At 52.4% G+C, this 14,732-nt stretch carries 11 protein-coding genes; all 11 read left to right on the plus strand.

Features of this window, described 5'->3' with window-relative positions; all coding sequences use genetic code 11:
• Positions 1-6: 6 nt before the first annotated feature.
• The 11 genes from tsaE (at position 7) to rlmB (ending at position 14,680) form a co-directional block, all read left to right on the plus strand.
• A complete protein-coding gene (tsaE, locus tag SPM24T3_RS10530; protein WP_009636735.1) occupies positions 7-474 on the plus strand; it encodes a tRNA (adenosine(37)-N6)-threonylcarbamoyltransferase complex ATPase subunit type 1 TsaE in 468 nt (155 codons plus the stop codon).
• A gap of 73 nt (positions 475-547) precedes the next feature.
• Positions 548-2,254 carry an N-acetylmuramoyl-L-alanine amidase AmiB gene (gene amiB, locus SPM24T3_RS10535; protein ID WP_369699988.1) on the plus strand — a complete coding sequence of 569 codons (1,707 nt, stop codon included), beginning with the start codon at positions 548-550 and terminating at the stop codon, positions 2,252-2,254.
• A gap of 40 nt (positions 2,255-2,294) precedes the next feature.
• Positions 2,295-4,277 carry a DNA mismatch repair endonuclease MutL gene (gene mutL, locus SPM24T3_RS10540; RefSeq protein ID WP_009636737.1) on the plus strand — a complete coding sequence of 661 codons (1,983 nt, stop codon included), beginning with the start codon at positions 2,295-2,297 and terminating at the stop codon, positions 4,275-4,277.
• Positions 4,270-5,211, plus strand: coding sequence for a tRNA (adenosine(37)-N6)-dimethylallyltransferase MiaA (gene miaA / locus SPM24T3_RS10545; RefSeq protein ID WP_009636738.1), 942 nt, complete (start codon positions 4,270-4,272; stop codon positions 5,209-5,211). Before mutL ends, miaA begins: the two co-directional genes overlap by 8 nt.
• Positions 5,212-5,325: 114 nt before the next feature.
• On the plus strand, positions 5,326-5,634 hold the full coding sequence (gene hfq, locus SPM24T3_RS10550; protein WP_009636739.1) for an RNA chaperone Hfq: 309 nt from the start codon (positions 5,326-5,328) through the stop codon (positions 5,632-5,634).
• A gap of 98 nt (positions 5,635-5,732) precedes the next feature.
• Positions 5,733-7,091, plus strand: a complete 1,359-nt coding sequence (gene hflX, locus SPM24T3_RS10555; protein ID WP_009636740.1) for a ribosome rescue GTPase HflX — start codon at positions 5,733-5,735, stop codon at positions 7,089-7,091.
• Positions 7,092-7,108: 17 nt separating this feature from the next.
• Positions 7,109-8,383, plus strand: a complete 1,275-nt coding sequence (hflK, locus tag SPM24T3_RS10560; RefSeq protein WP_009636741.1) for an FtsH protease activity modulator HflK — start codon at positions 7,109-7,111, stop codon at positions 8,381-8,383.
• A gap of 3 nt (positions 8,384-8,386) precedes the next feature.
• Complete coding sequence (hflC, locus tag SPM24T3_RS10565) at positions 8,387-9,397, plus strand: protease modulator HflC (protein ID WP_009636742.1); 1,011 nt, start codon at positions 8,387-8,389, stop codon at positions 9,395-9,397.
• Between the two features lie 192 nt (positions 9,398-9,589).
• The gene (locus SPM24T3_RS10570) at positions 9,590-10,888 is read left to right on the plus strand and encodes an adenylosuccinate synthase (protein WP_009636743.1); all 1,299 of its coding nucleotides are present in this window, start codon (positions 9,590-9,592) and stop codon (positions 10,886-10,888) included.
• 354 nt (positions 10,889-11,242) lie between these two features.
• Positions 11,243-13,801, plus strand: coding sequence for a ribonuclease R (gene rnr / locus SPM24T3_RS10575; protein WP_009636744.1), 2,559 nt, complete (start codon positions 11,243-11,245; stop codon positions 13,799-13,801).
• Between the two features lie 132 nt (positions 13,802-13,933).
• Positions 13,934-14,680, plus strand: coding sequence for a 23S rRNA (guanosine(2251)-2'-O)-methyltransferase RlmB (gene rlmB / locus SPM24T3_RS10580; protein WP_009636745.1), 747 nt, complete (start codon positions 13,934-13,936; stop codon positions 14,678-14,680).
• Positions 14,681-14,732 lie beyond the last annotated feature (52 nt).

Consider the following 14,732-nt stretch of genomic DNA (forward strand, 5'->3'; position numbering starts at 1 on the left):
TCACCCATGAATCAAATTAACTTACCTTTGCCCGATGAAGCTGCCACCCTGAAGCTTGGGGCTGATTTAGCCAACGCCTGCACTGGCGCGACTGTCATTCATCTCTTTGGCGATCTGGGTGCCGGAAAAACCACCTTTAGTCGTGGTTTTCTGCAGGCTCGCGGTCATCAAGGCAATGTAAAAAGCCCAACCTATACTCTGGTCGAGCCTTATCAGCTTCATCCGATGGCAGTCTATCATTTTGACCTGTATCGTCTCGCCGACCCCGAGGAGCTTGAGTTCATGGGCATTCGCGACTACTTCACAGAAGACGCGATTTGCCTGGTTGAATGGCCTCAGCAAGGTGCGGGCGTTTTACCCGATCCCGACCTGGAACTGACGCTTGCCTATCAGTCAGAAGGCAGATTGGCGACCATCAAAGCTGTTTCAGAGGCAGGTAACCGTTTACTGCAGATGCTACAAAAGCAAGGATAATGCTGTAATGATTCAATGCGTTAACAGATTTTGGAAAAGCGTCGCGACGAGTGTGTTGCTCGCCGTGGCAGTGATGATACCTGCTCTCACCGTTCCTGCTTTTGGCGCAGGGATGAAAAACATCAATGTTTCCAACGGGAGTACGCAATCTACCGTTACCATCGATTTCGATGGCAAGCCTGACTATTCATTCTTCCCGCTGCACAGTCCAGAACGGGTGGTTATTGATATCAAGCAAGATGGCGTAATGCGTGGGTTACCGCTGAACTTTAGCGGGCAAAATCTGGTTAAGCGGGTGCGCGCGAGTACGCCAGCGGAGGCCAAAACGCAGCGTCTGGTGTTTGAGTTAACGCAAAAAGTCAGGACCAACGCTCAGGTCCGTCAGGATGGCAGCCAATACACGGTGATCTTTACGCTAAATGCGGCCACCGCGCAGCGTAATACCTCGCCAACGATTTCGCGGGTGCAGACCGCCAGCAGGCCGTTACCAGCACCTTCGTCGAGCGCCAATCCGTTTGACGGCGATAAAACAACGGTGGCGATCAGCGGTAAAGTTCCTGCGGCCAATTTAACGCCGCGTACCGTGGGCACCACCTCTGATAACCAAATCATCGTGGCAATCGATGCAGGTCACGGTGGACAAGATCCAGGCGCCCAGGGCGTGGGCGGGTTGAAAGAGAAAAACGTGACCATTGCCATTGCCCGCAAGCTGCAGGCAGAAATGGCGCAGGATCCGATGTTCAAGCCGGTACTGACCCGTGACGGCGACTATTTCATTTCGGTGATGGGCCGTTCGGATGTGGCGCGTAAAAAAGGTGCCAATCTGCTGGTATCAATCCACGCCGATGCCGCACCCAATCGCAGCGCCAGCGGGGCCTCGGTCTGGGTACTTTCCAACCGTCGCGCCAATAGCGAAATGGGTAACTGGCTCGAACAGCACGAGAAGCAGTCAGAATTGCTGGGAGGCGCGGGGGACATGCTGGCCAACACCGCCTCTGATCCCTATCTGAGCCAGGCGGTATTGGATCTTCAGTTCGGCCATTCGCAACGCGTGGGCTACGACGTCGCGGTGAAAGTACTTCAGCAGTTGCGAAAAGTCGGCGCACTGCACAAAGCCAAGCCGGAGCACGCCAGTCTGGGCGTATTGCGTTCGCCGGATATCCCGTCATTGCTGGTCGAGACGGGCTTTATTAGTAATCCAAGCGGGGAGCGGCTGCTGGGTAGCAGCGCGTATCAGGATAAAATTGCTCATGCCATCTATGAAGGGCTGCGCAATTATTTCCTGTCGCATCCGTTACAAACCGGCCCAAAGGTCGAAAACCGACCGTTGCTGGCCAACGCAACGGCGGTCAATAACTCAGCGCCTGACAGTGCGTCCCTAAGCCAGCCCGGGCCGATTGAAACCACGGCAGCACTTGGCGGCGCGACGCAGATTCATAAGGTAGTACGCGGCGAGACGCTAACCGGGATTGCAGCGCATTACGGTACAACCAACGGCACGCTGCGCGATCTCAACAAGCTCAAGAAAGATGGCGTATGGGTCGGGCAACGGCTGAAAGTGCCGGCAGGCAGTGTGGCGGTATCACGAAATACTACTGCCAAACTCACCAGCACTCATGGGGCGAAGAAAAAAGCGGCAAGACATAAAGTGGTGCGCGGTGACACGCTGTCGGCGATTGCTTCGCACTACGGTGTTAGCATGAGTGAAATCAGAACTGCTAATCATATGAAAACCGGTGACGTACAGTTGGGGCAAACGCTGACGATTCCGCAGTCCTGATCGCGCGTTAATATCATTTATCGAGACTACAGGAGCGGCTATGCCGATTCGGGTACTGCCACCGCAGCTGGCAAATCAGATAGCCGCAGGTGAGGTTGTTGAACGGCCCGCGTCGGTAGTGAAAGAGCTGGTCGAAAATAGTCTCGATGCGGGTGCCACGCGAATTGATATTGATATCGATCGCGGCGGCGCCAAGCTGATCCGCATCCGCGATAACGGCTGTGGTATTAGTAAAGACGAGCTGGCGTTGGCGTTGGCGCGGCATGCGACCAGTAAAATCAGCTCGCTTGATGACCTTGAAGCCATTCTAAGTCTGGGTTTTCGCGGTGAGGCGTTGGCCAGTATCAGCTCGGTTTCTCGTCTGATGCTGACTTCGCGGACTGCCACGCAGGATGAAGCCTGGCAGGCCTACGCCGAGGGGCGTGACATGGCGGTAACGGTAAAACCGGCCGCGCATCCGCAAGGCTCAACCGTTGAAGTGCTGGATTTATTTTATAACACCCCGGCGCGACGCAAGTTTATGCGTACCGAGAAAACGGAATTTACTCATATTGATGAGGTAGTGCGGCGCATTGCGCTGGCCCGTTTTGATGTGTCATTCAATCTGAGCCATAACGGCAAGCTGATGCGGCAGTATCGCGCGGTGAAAGATCCTGCGCAAACTTCGCGTCGGCTGGCCAGTATTTGCAGCACCACCTTTGTTGAGCACGCTTTGGAAGTCGAGTGGAGCCACGGTGATTTGGCGATCCACGGCTGGGTGGCCGATCCCGCCGGATCGCGTAATCTCACCGACATGCAATATTGTTACGTGAATAATCGCATGATGAAAGACCGGCTGATCAATCACGCGATCCGCCAGGCCTATCAGGATCAGCTTAAAGATGATCAACAACCGGCCTACGTTCTGTATCTCGATGTTGATCCGCATCAGGTAGATGTCAACGTGCATCCCGCGAAGCATGAGGTGCGTTTCCATCAGTCTCGGTTGGTGCATGATTTTATCTATCAGGCAGTTGTCTCAGTATTGCAGCAGGCCGGATCGCCAATGCTGGATACCACTGAACCTCAGGAAGAAACGCCGCGCTGGCAGCCAGAAAACCGGCAGGCCGCAGGCGGGAATCATTTCGCTCGGCCGTCTGAAAACCCTGCAAAAGTCGAATCAGCGCGTGCTAAACCTCATGCGGGCGGATCATCGGCGTCTTCTGGCGTCTCATCTCAGAGCAAAGCCATTTTCCCTGAAACATCGCGCTCGGCCCATTTACGTGAGCCAGCGCAGCGTTTTACCGAGGGAAATCCTTACAGTAAGCCGCAGGGCGAGCTTTATCAGCGTCTGCTGCAGCCAACTGAAAGTCCGGATTATCAGGTATCGCTGCCGTCGGTGGCAGAAAAGGCTTCCGGAGCAGAAACCGCAGCCCAAAAGCCCACTGCTGCGGGGGGGCAAAAGGCCGAAAATGCCCTTGAAGGACACAGCCAAAGCTTTGGTCGAGTGATGACGGTTTGCGCATCAAGCTATGCCCTACTGGAGCGTGGTCAAAAATTAGTGCTTTTATCGCTGCCAGTGGCAGAAAGATGGTTGAAAACGGCCCAGCTGACCCCCACTTCTGAAGGATTGAAGCCTCAGCCGTTGCTTATTCCGGTGAAACTGAACCTGAGTAAAGAGGAACGCGTGGCGTTTACCCGCCATCAAGCTATGTTTCAGCACTTTGGCATTGAGATGCAGCTTGAGCAGCAGCGTGGGACCTTACGCACAGTACCTTTACCATTACGCCAACAAAATTTACAAAAGTTGATACCCGACCTGTTAGCATATGTTTCAGTCATGCAGGAAATCACTCCTGATGCGGTAGCTATGTGGTTTGCCCGCAGTATTGGCAGTGAACATGAAGTCTGGACGGTATCACAAGCTATACAATTACTTACGGACGTTGAGCGACTTTGCCCCCAGTTGGTCAAATCTCCCCCTTCCGGACTCTTGCAACCTGTTGATTTACAGCCGGCCTTGGCGGCTTTCAAGCATGACTGATTCAGAAAATACAGCACTTCCTCCTGCAATTTTTATTATGGGCCCTACGGCTTCGGGCAAAACTGCCTTGGCGATGGCCCTGCGCCAGCAGCTTCCAGTTGAACTTATCAGCGTTGATTCTGCTCTTATCTACAAGGGCATGGATATTGGCACCGCTAAGCCGACGCCCGAAGAACTGGCAGAAGCACCGCACCGGCTTATTGACATCCTCGATCCGGCACAATCTTATTCGGCAGCTGATTTCCGCGCCGATGCGCTGCGTGAAATGCAGGAAATCACCGCGCGTAAGAAAATTCCGTTATTGGTCGGCGGAACAATGCTTTATTACAAGGCCTTGCTGGAAGGGCTTTCTCCCCTTCCTCCGGCGGATCCTCTGGTGCGTGAGCGTATAGAGGCTGAGGCGGCGGAGCTGGGATGGGAAGTGCTGCATCAGAAATTAAGTGAAATAGATCCGGTTTCGGCAATGCGAATTCATCCGAATGATCCTCAGAGACTCTCCAGAGCACTGGAAGTTTTTTATATTTCGGGTAAAACTTTAACGGAACTCGTTAAAATTTCGGGTGAAGCTCTACCTTACCGGGTACATCAATTTGCGATTGCACCTACGAGTCGCCAATTGTTGCATGATCGTATTGAATTGCGTTTTCGGCAGATGGTTGCCAATGGATTTGAAGACGAGGCGAGAGCGCTATTCACTCGAGGTGATTTGCATACGGACATGCCTTCCGTTCGTTGTGTCGGTTACCGCCAGATGTGGTCATATTTTTCTGGTGAAATCGACTACGATGAAATGGTTTATCGTGGTGTTTGTGCGACACGGCAGCTGGCCAAACGCCAGATGACATGGTTGCGCGGTTGGGAGAACGTCGAGTGGCTTGATTCAGAGAAGCCAGAAGAAGCCTTAAACCGTGTAATTCAGGTTGTTAGTGCATAGGTTGGATGATTGTGTACAATTGATAAGTACTCAACGCGCAAATTTTTTATGTGATTTATTTTCGAGCTTCTAGGCTCTAAGTTACAAACAACAAACAAATAAGGAAAAGATAGAATGGCTAAGGGGCAATCTTTGCAAGATCCGTTCCTGAACGCATTGCGTCGCGAACGTGTTCCGGTTTCTATTTACTTGGTGAATGGTATTAAGCTGCAAGGCCAGATTGAGTCTTTCGATCAGTTTGTGATTCTTTTGAAAAACACGGTAAGCCAGATGGTGTACAAACACGCTATCTCCACCGTTGTTCCTTCGCGCCCAGTTTCTCATCACAGTAATAATCCAGGTGGTGGTACTACCAATAACTATCATCATGGTAGCGCACCGACTGCTCCACAGCAGCCGCAGGATGGCGATGACGCCGAATAAGGCGCACAGCTATTCAATCTCGAAGGGGTTCATAAGGGGTTTAATACCACTTATGTGCCCCTCGTTGAATTTTTTTTCTCAATTGAGAGGTCACACGCTTGTTTGACCGTTATGAAGCCGGTGAACAGGCCGTACTGGTTCATATCTATTTCTCGCAGGACAAAGTCACTGAAGATTTAAGCGAATTTGAATCGCTGGTCTCTTCAGCAGGTGTCGAGGCATTACAAGTCATCACTGGTAGCCGTAAGGCTCCACACCCAAAATACTTTGTCGGTGAAGGAAAGGCCCAAGAAATCGCGGATGCCGTTAAAGCTACAGGCGCATCTGTAATCCTGTTTGATCACGCATTATCACCTGGCCAGGAACGTAATCTTGAAGCCTTGTGTGAATGTCGCGTGGTTGATCGCACCGGACTTATTCTAGATATTTTTGCCCAGCGCGCCCGTACTCACGAAGGTAAATTACAAGTAGAATTGGCACAGTTACGCCATATAGCAACCCGACTGGTACGAGGCTGGACTCACCTTGAACGCCAGGGCGGCGGGATTGGTGCGCGTGGTCCAGGCGAAACCCAGCTTGAAACTGACCGCCGTCTGTTACGTGACAGAATAACCCTTATTTTAAGTCGCCTTGAACGCGTTTCCAAACAGCGCGAGCAGGGACGTCGTTCCAGAATGCGTGCCGACATTCCGACAGTTTCGCTGGTGGGTTACACCAACGCCGGAAAGTCTACGCTGTTTAACCGTATTACCGAGGCCGATGTTTACGTGGCCGATCAGTTGTTTGCCACACTGGACCCCACCTTGCGACGCATTATGGTTGCTGATGTAGGTGAAACGGTGATGGCGGATACCGTAGGGTTTATTCGTCACCTGCCCCATGATTTAGTTGCCGCTTTCAAAGCAACGTTGCAGGAAACCCGACAGGCATCTCTGTTATTACATGTGATTGATGCAGCGGATATTCGCGTCGAGGAAAATATCGACGCGGTAAATACGGTGCTGGCAGAGATTGAAGCAGATGACATTCCTGCGCTGTTAGTGATGAATAAAATAGATATGCTGGATGATTTTGTTCCGCGTATTGACCGCAACGAAGAGAATTTACCGATCAGGGTCTGGTTATCAGCCGTGACAGGTGAAGGCATCCCGTTGTTATTTCAGGCATTAACGGAGCGTCTGTCTGGTGAAATAGCACAGGTTGAATTGTGTTTGCCACCCGATGCCGGCCGCCTTCGTAGCCGTTTTTACCAGCTTCAGGCGATTGAAAAAGAATGGATTGAAGAGGATGGAAGTATCGGTTTAATGGTGCGAATGCCCATTGTTGACTGGCGCCGCCTCTGCAAACAAGAACCGGCTATGGGCGAATACGTCCGTAACGGCTTCCCGGTAGATTTCGAAGAGAAAAACCACTGGGATAACTTGACTGATATAGAGCCTGAAGAACACCAATCATAGAATAATGGAGCTATAACATGGCGTGGAATCAGCCCGGTAATAACGGACAGGACCGCGACCCCTGGGGAAGCAGCAAAAATAGCGGCAACTCTGGTGGAAATAATTCTGGTGGAAATAACAATAAAGGCGGGCGCGAACAGGGCCCACCTGACCTTGATGATATCTTCCGTAAGCTCAGTAAAAAATTAAGCGGTTTTGGTGGTAAGGGATCCGGCAACGGAAATACCACCGGCCCGCAAAAGAATCTGAGCGGTCGGTTCGCTGGTCTTGCCGTGGTCGCCGTAGTGGTGATCTGGGCAGCAAGCGGGTTTTATACAATCAAAGAAGCAGAACGCGGTGTAGTTACCCGTTTCGGTAAGTTCAGCCACTTGGTTGAGCCTGGCCTGAACTGGAAACCGACCTTTATCGATCAGGTTCAGGCGGTTAACGTCGAATCTGTTCGCGAGCTTGCAGCCTCCGGTATCATGCTGACTTCTGATGAAAACGTGGTGCGCGTCGAAATGAACGTGCAGTACCGCGTTACCGATCCTCGCGCCTATCTGTATAGCGTTGCCGATGCCGATGACAGCTTGAGTCAGGCAACTGACAGTGCGCTGCGCGGCGTGATTGGTAAATACACCATGGATAAAATCCTCACTGAAGGTCGTACGACGGTTCGTAGCGACACTCAGCGCGTGCTGGAGGAGACTATTCGTCCTTATCACATGGGTATTACCGTTCAAGACGTTAACTTCCAGACAGCGCGTCCGCCGGAGGAAGTGAAGGCTGCTTTTGACGATGCCATTGCCGCCCGTGAAAACGAGCAGCAGTATATTCGCGAAGCAGAAGCCTACGCCAACGAAGTTCAGCCTCGCGCCAACGGTCAGGCTCAGCGTTTATTGGAAAATGCCAAAGCTTACAAAGATCGTACCGTGCTGGAAGCACAGGGTGAAGTTGCGCGTTTCTCGGAACTGTTGCCTGAATATAAAGCCGCGCCGCAAATCACCCGCGAACGTCTTTATATCGAAACAATGCAAAACGTTCTTAGCCATACCCGCAAGATTATGATCAACGATAAAAGCAACAATTTGATGGTATTGCCGCTTGATCAAATTCTGAAGGGTAAAACTGCAGCAGCCACGGGTAGCGAGAGTGATGCCAACAGCATGATCCCTCTTCGCCAGACAACAACTCCGTCGAGCAGCAGTAAAAGCAGCAGTGCCAGCAATAGCTCAAGTTCTTCTGGCAGTGTCATGGATCAGCGCCGTGCCGATGTACAGCGTGACGACACCGTTCGCGTAGGGAGAGAATAACCAATGCGTAAGTCAATTTTACTTGTCGTTGTTGTAGTGTTGGTGGCGCTTTACGCTTCACTATTCGTGGTGCAGGAAGGCCAGCGCGGGATTGTGCTGCGTTTTGGCAAGGTTCTGCGCGACGGTGACAACAAGCCGTTGGTGTATGCGCCAGGCCTGCATTTCAAAGTGCCATTCGTCGAATCAGTGAAAACGCTGGATGCCCGTGTGCAAACTATGGACAACCAGGCCGACCGCTTTGTGACCAAAGAGAAGAAAGACCTGATCGTCGACTCTTACCTGAAATGGCGTATCAGCGATTTCAGCCGTTACTACCTGGCAACCGGTGGTGGCGATGTGTCTCAGGCTGAAGTATTGCTGAAACGTAAATTCAGTGACCGTTTGCGTTCTGAGATTGGTCGTCTGGACGTGAAAGATATCGTCACCGACTCTCGCGGTCGTTTGACGCTGGACGTTCGCGATGCCCTGAATAAAGGGACTGACGATGACGATGCCGCCGCTGCGGCTACAACCGAAGCCGATGATGCTATCGCCTCTGTTGCCAAGCGCGTAGAGCAGGAAACCAATGGCAAAGTGCCTGCGGTGAACCCTAACAGCATGGCTGCTCTGGGTATTGAAGTGGTTGATGTGCGTATCAAACAAATCAACCTGCCGGCCGAGGTGTCTGATGCCATCTTCCAGCGCATGCGTGCAGAGCGTGAAGCCGTGGCTCGTCGTCATCGTTCGCAAGGTCAGGAAGAAGCCGAGAAATTGCGTGCCACTGCCGATTATCAGGTTACTCTGACGCTTGCCGAAGCTGAACGTCAGTCGCGTATTACTCGCGGTGAAGGTGATGCTCAGGCGGCCAAACTGTTTGCCGATGCATTCAGCGCTGACCCTGACTTCTACGGTTTTATCCGTAGCCTTCAGGCGTACAGAGAGAGCTTTAGCAGCGGTAACGACGTAATGGTGATGAGTCCTAACGATGATTTCTTCCGCTATATGAAATCACCGGACAAGACGACTAAACCATAAGCCGATACTGACAGATTGACAGTATTGCCAAAAGGCCCCTTGCGGGCCTTTTGCTTTTTCCGAGCCTCATTCTCGTATCAGAGAGCTGTCGCACGAAACGGCAATTTTTCAGCCAATCGGATGCTAAAAGTACTGAAAGCCACCGGTCAGGATGTTAGTATCTTTTTTTAACGCAACCTGGTGATTATTGAGATGGGTAAGAACGTCGTCGTACTTGGCACTCAATGGGGTGATGAAGGCAAGGGCAAGATTGTCGACTTGCTGACTGAACGGGCAAAATATGTGGTGCGCTATCAGGGCGGTCACAATGCCGGTCATACTCTGGTTATCAACGGTGAAAAAACCGTACTTCATTTGATTCCTTCTGGCATTTTACGTGAAAACGTCACCAGCATCATCGGCAACGGTGTGGTTCTGGCGCCTGACGCGTTGATGAAAGAAATGGGTGAACTTGAAGCCCGTGGGATCCCGGTTCGCGAACGTCTATTGATCTCCGAGGCCTGCCCGCTAATCCTGTCCTATCACGTTGCACTGGACATGGCGCGTGAGAAAGCGCGGGGTGCGAAAGCCATTGGCACCACTGGCCGTGGTATTGGCCCAGCCTATGAAGACAAAGTGGCTCGCCGTGCATTGCGCGTCGGTGATCTGTTCAATAAAGAAACTTTCGCCCACAAGCTGAAAGAAATTGTCGACTATCATAACTTCCAGTTAGTGAACTACTACAAAGTGGAAGCGGTTGATTATCAAAAAGTTCTTGATGATGTGATGGCAATTGCCGATATTCTTACCGCTATGGTTGTCGACGTCTCCGATTTGCTGGATAACGCACGCAAACAGGGCGAGCTGATCATGTTTGAAGGTGCGCAGGGTACACTACTGGACATCGATCACGGAACTTATCCCTATGTAACATCGTCAAATACTACAGCAGGCGGCGTAGCTACCGGTTCTGGTATGGGCCCGCGTTACGTTGATTACGTGCTGGGTATTGTGAAAGCCTACTCAACTCGCGTCGGTGCCGGTCCATTCCCGACCGAGCTGTTTGATGATGTGGGTGAATATCTTTGCAGGCAGGGTAACGAATTTGGCGCCACCACCGGCCGTCGTCGTCGCTGCGGTTGGCTTGATATTGTGGCCGTGCGTCGCGCGGTGCAGATTAACTCCCTTTCAGGTTTCTGCATGACCAAGCTGGACGTGCTGGATGGTCTGCAAGAGGTCAAGCTGTGTGTGGGATATCGCCTGCCAAACGGTAAAGAAGTCACCACTACACCGCTGGCGGCTGAAAATTGGGAAGGTATCGAGCCCATTTACGAAACCATGCCGGGCTGGACGGAAACCACGTTTGGCGTTAAATCGCTGGAAAAACTGCCACAGGCTGCGCGTGATTATATCAAACGTGTAGAAGAGTTGACCGAAGTGCCGGTCGATATCATCTCTACGGGACCGGATCGCAGCGAAACCATGATCCTGCGAGACCCGTTTGACGCGTAATTCTTAATGGCTTCATCACGGGTTTGCCGCGGCGAATCCACTAAAAACCGGGCACTGTGCCCGGTTTCTTTTTGTGGCGGGCACACCACTCAATAGAGTAATCTTAAATAGCCCATCATCTTGGAATCTATTGGGTATTATCGCATTAGGAGCGCTGTCATCATAAATGCGAAAAAAACGGGGTAAAGTACCCACAGGTGAACAGGGTTAGCCTACCGCCGTAGACCACTTTATTGATGAGTTGGATCAATGCACGTTAACCAAGAAGGTTGGCGATTATGCTCAACTCTACAAATTATTGCTTGTTGAAACATAGACTTTCAACAAACTGCTGATGACAACGGAGGAACCGCTATGTCACAAGATCCATTCCTGGAACGAGAAGCAGAAAAATACGAATCGCCTATCCCTAGCCGTGAATTTATTCTCGAACATCTTGGTAAACGCGAAACGCCTGCCAGCCGCGAAGAGCTGGGCAATGAACTGAATCTTTCTGGTGAAGAGCAGCTTGAAGCGCTGCGTCGTCGACTGCGCGCCATGGAGCGTGATGGTCAGTTAGTATTTACACGTCGCCAGTGCTATGCGCTGCCGGAGCGTCTGGATTTGCTGAAAGGCACCGTTATTGGCCATCGCGATGGCTATGGCTTCCTGCGCCTTGAAGGCGTGAAAAAAGACGACGTTTATCTCTCTGCCGAGCAGATGAAAATGTGTATCCACGGTGACGTAGTGCTGGCTCAGCCGGTTGGCACTGACCGTAAAGGTCGCCGCGAAGCGCGTATTGTTCGCGTTGTGGTGCCTAAGGTCAGCCAGATAGTCGGTCGTTACTTCACTGACGCCGGTGCAGGTTTTGTGGTGCCGGACGACAGTCGTCTCAGCTTTGACATCCTGATCCCGGCAGACGGCGTTAACGGCGCGCGCATGGGCTACATGGTGGTCGTCGAGCTGACTCAGCGCCCGACGCGCCGTACCAAGGCCGTGGGTAAAATCGTTGAAGTACTCGGCGATAAAATGGGCACCAGCATGGCGGTAGATATCGCGCTGCGCACCCATGAAATTCCTCACGTCTGGCCACCACAGGTTGAAAAACAGGTCGCAGGCCTGAGTGAGCAGGTTCCCGAAGAAGCCAAAAAAGGTCGCGTTGACCTGCGTAATCTGCCGCTGGTCACTATCGACGGTGAAGATGCGCGAGACTTCGATGATGCAGTTTACTGCGAAGCCAAGCGCGGTGGCGGCTGGCGCCTGTGGGTTGCCATTGCCGACGTGAGTTATTACGTGCGTCCTGGCACTGCGCTGGACGATGAAGCCCGCAGCCGCGCAACTTCCGTTTACTTCCCGTCGCAGGTTGTTCCGATGCTGCCTGAGGTGCTGTCGAACGGCCTTTGCTCGCTCAATCCTCAGGTTGACCGCCTGTGTATGGTCTGTGAAATGACCATTTCAGCCACCGGTAAGCTGACCACTTCCAAGTTCTACGAAGCGGTGATGAGCTCCCATGCCCGTCTGACTTACACCAAAGTCTGGCACATTATCGAAGGTAACCCAGAGCTGCGCGAGCAGTACGCTCCGTTGGTCAAGCATCTTGAAGAGCTGCACAAGATGTACAAAGTGCTCGATCAGGCGCGTGCCGAACGCGGCGGTATTGCCTTCGAAACCGAAGAAGCCAAGTTTATCTTTAACGCCGAGCGTCGCATTGAACGCGTAGAAGCTACCGTTCGTAACGACGCGCACAAGCTGATTGAAGAATGTATGATCATGGCGAACATCGCCGCGGCGCGTTTTGTTGAAAAACATAACGAACCGGCGCTGTTCCGCGTGCATGACCGCCCTAGCGATGACCATATTTCCGCGCTGAGAAGCGTGCTGGGCGAGCTGAGTTTGACCATGGGCGGCGGTCTCAAGCCTGAGCCGAAAGACTATGCCGATATTATGGACCAGCTGAAAGATCGCCCCGATCGCGAGATGCTGCAAACCATGCTGCTGCGCTCGATGAAGCAGGCGGTTTACGATCCTGAAAACCGTGGGCACTTTGGTCTGGCACTCACCTCGTACGGGCACTTTACTTCACCAATCCGTCGTTATCCCGACCTGGCATTGCATCGCGCAATTAAATATGTGCTGGCGAAAGAACACGGTAATCTCAAGGATCGCTGGACGCCAACCGGCGGCTACCACAGCGATTACGAAGATATGGTGGTGTTGGGCGATCACTGTTCTACCGCAGAACGTCGCGCCGATGAAGCCACGCGTAATGTTGCCGACTGGCTGAAATGTGACTTCATGCAGGATCACGTCGGCGAAGTGTTTAACGGAATTATCTCCAGCGTCACCGGCTTTGGTTTCTTCGTCCGCCTGGCTGACCTGTTTATTGACGGTCTGGTGCACGTTTCATCGCTCGATAACGACTACTATCGCTACGATAATATTGGTCAGCGTCTGGTGGGCGAGTCTTCGGGAAGTGTTTACCGCCTCGGTGATGCGGTAGAAATTCGCGTGGAAGCGGTACACATGGACGAGCGTAAAATCGATTTTGCTCTGGTTTCCAGCACTCGCAAACCGCGTGGTGAAGGCAAAACTGCTCGCGATCGTGCCAAAAAAGGCGAGCGCGCAATGCGTCCAGCCGGTGCTGCCAATTCGGGGCGTCGTCGTTCAGTGAAAAAGAACGTAAACTTTGAGCCGGACAGCGCATTTCGTAAAGACGGCGATAAAACTGCCAAACCAGCGAAAGCCAAAAGGGCGGGTAGAGCTGAAACTGCCAAGGCCGCAGTGAAGCCAGAAGCGGCGAAGGCCGGTAAAGTTGTCAGCGCTGTGGGCAAAGACGGCAAACCCAAGAAAGTTAAAAAGCCTTCCGATAAAACGCAGAAGATTGCGGCAGCCACCAAGGCCAAGCGAGCGAAGAAAAAGCAGATTGAATCCTAATCTGCGTATTTATTGACTGATGCCAACCTCAGTCAATGATAGAATCGCCGTTAAGCATCACAGCTATTCATGACACATGCGGGCACAAGTTGCCCGCATTATGTTTTTTTAAAAAGCACTATTAAGAGCCTCATGAGCGAAATTATTTACGGTATTCATTCCGTTAAAGCCTTACTCGACAACGATCCGCAGCGCTTTCTGGAAGTCTTTATTCTTAAAGGCCGTGACGACAAGCGCCTGAAACCACTGATTGATGAGCTGGAAGCCAGCGGCATCGTGCTTCAGGTTGCCAGCCGTCAATGGCTTGACGACAAGTCTGAAGGCGCGGTTCATCAGGGGATCATTGCCCGAGTTAAAGAAGGGCGTCAGTATCAGGAAAACGATCTTCCTGCGCTGCTCGAAAGCCTGGAGTCACCGTTTTTGCTGGTACTCGATGGCGTTACTGATCCGCACAACCTTGGTGCCTGCCTGCGTACCGCCGATGCGGCCGGCGTTCACGCGGTCATCGTGCCCCGCGACCGTTCTGCCAAGCTGAATGCGACGGCGAAAAAAGTTGCCAGCGGCGCAGCGGAAAACGTGCCGTTGATCAACGTTACTAATCTGGCGCGTACTTTGCGCGTGCTGCAAGAGCACAATGTCTGGATCGTTGGAACTGCCGGCGAAGCCGATCACACTCTGTTCGAGAGCAAAATGACCGGCCCGATGGCGCTGGTAATGGGCGCGGAAGGCGAAGGTATGCGCCGTCTGACTCGTGAACACTGCGACGAGCTGATCAGCATTCCAATGGCCGGATCGGTTTCCTCTCTGAATGTGTCTGTTGCGACCGGCGTTTGCCTGTTTGAAGCCGTGCGTCAGCGTGCGGTAAAAGCCAAAGGCTAGTATCCGCTGTACGCGGCCGTTTAGCGGTGGCGTAAATATCAAATTCGCCCGC

Source organism: Serratia sp. M24T3, assembly GCF_000257645.1.
GTDB lineage: Bacteria > Pseudomonadota > Gammaproteobacteria > Enterobacterales > Enterobacteriaceae > Rouxiella.

Bases quoted from the DNA above. Each gene is read 5' to 3' on its own strand.
- tsaE (WP_009636735.1), top strand. From the start codon at position 7: ATGAATCAAATTAACTTACCTTTGCCCGATGAAGCTGCCACCCTGAAG.
- amiB (WP_369699988.1), top strand. From the start codon at position 548: ATGATACCTGCTCTCACCGTTCCTGCTTTTGGCGCAGGGATGAAAAAC.
- mutL (WP_009636737.1), top strand. From the start codon at position 2,295: ATGCCGATTCGGGTACTGCCACCGCAGCTGGCAAATCAGATAGCCGCA.
- miaA (WP_009636738.1), top strand. From the start codon at position 4,270: ATGACTGATTCAGAAAATACAGCACTTCCTCCTGCAATTTTTATTATG.
- hfq (WP_009636739.1), top strand. From the start codon at position 5,326: ATGGCTAAGGGGCAATCTTTGCAAGATCCGTTCCTGAACGCATTGCGT.
- hflK (WP_009636741.1), top strand. From the start codon at position 7,109: ATGGCGTGGAATCAGCCCGGTAATAACGGACAGGACCGCGACCCCTGG.
- hflC (WP_009636742.1), top strand. From the start codon at position 8,387: ATGCGTAAGTCAATTTTACTTGTCGTTGTTGTAGTGTTGGTGGCGCTT.
- SPM24T3_RS10570 (WP_009636743.1), top strand. From the start codon at position 9,590: ATGGGTAAGAACGTCGTCGTACTTGGCACTCAATGGGGTGATGAAGGC.
- rnr (WP_009636744.1), top strand. From the start codon at position 11,243: ATGTCACAAGATCCATTCCTGGAACGAGAAGCAGAAAAATACGAATCG.
- rlmB (WP_009636745.1), top strand. From the start codon at position 13,934: ATGAGCGAAATTATTTACGGTATTCATTCCGTTAAAGCCTTACTCGAC.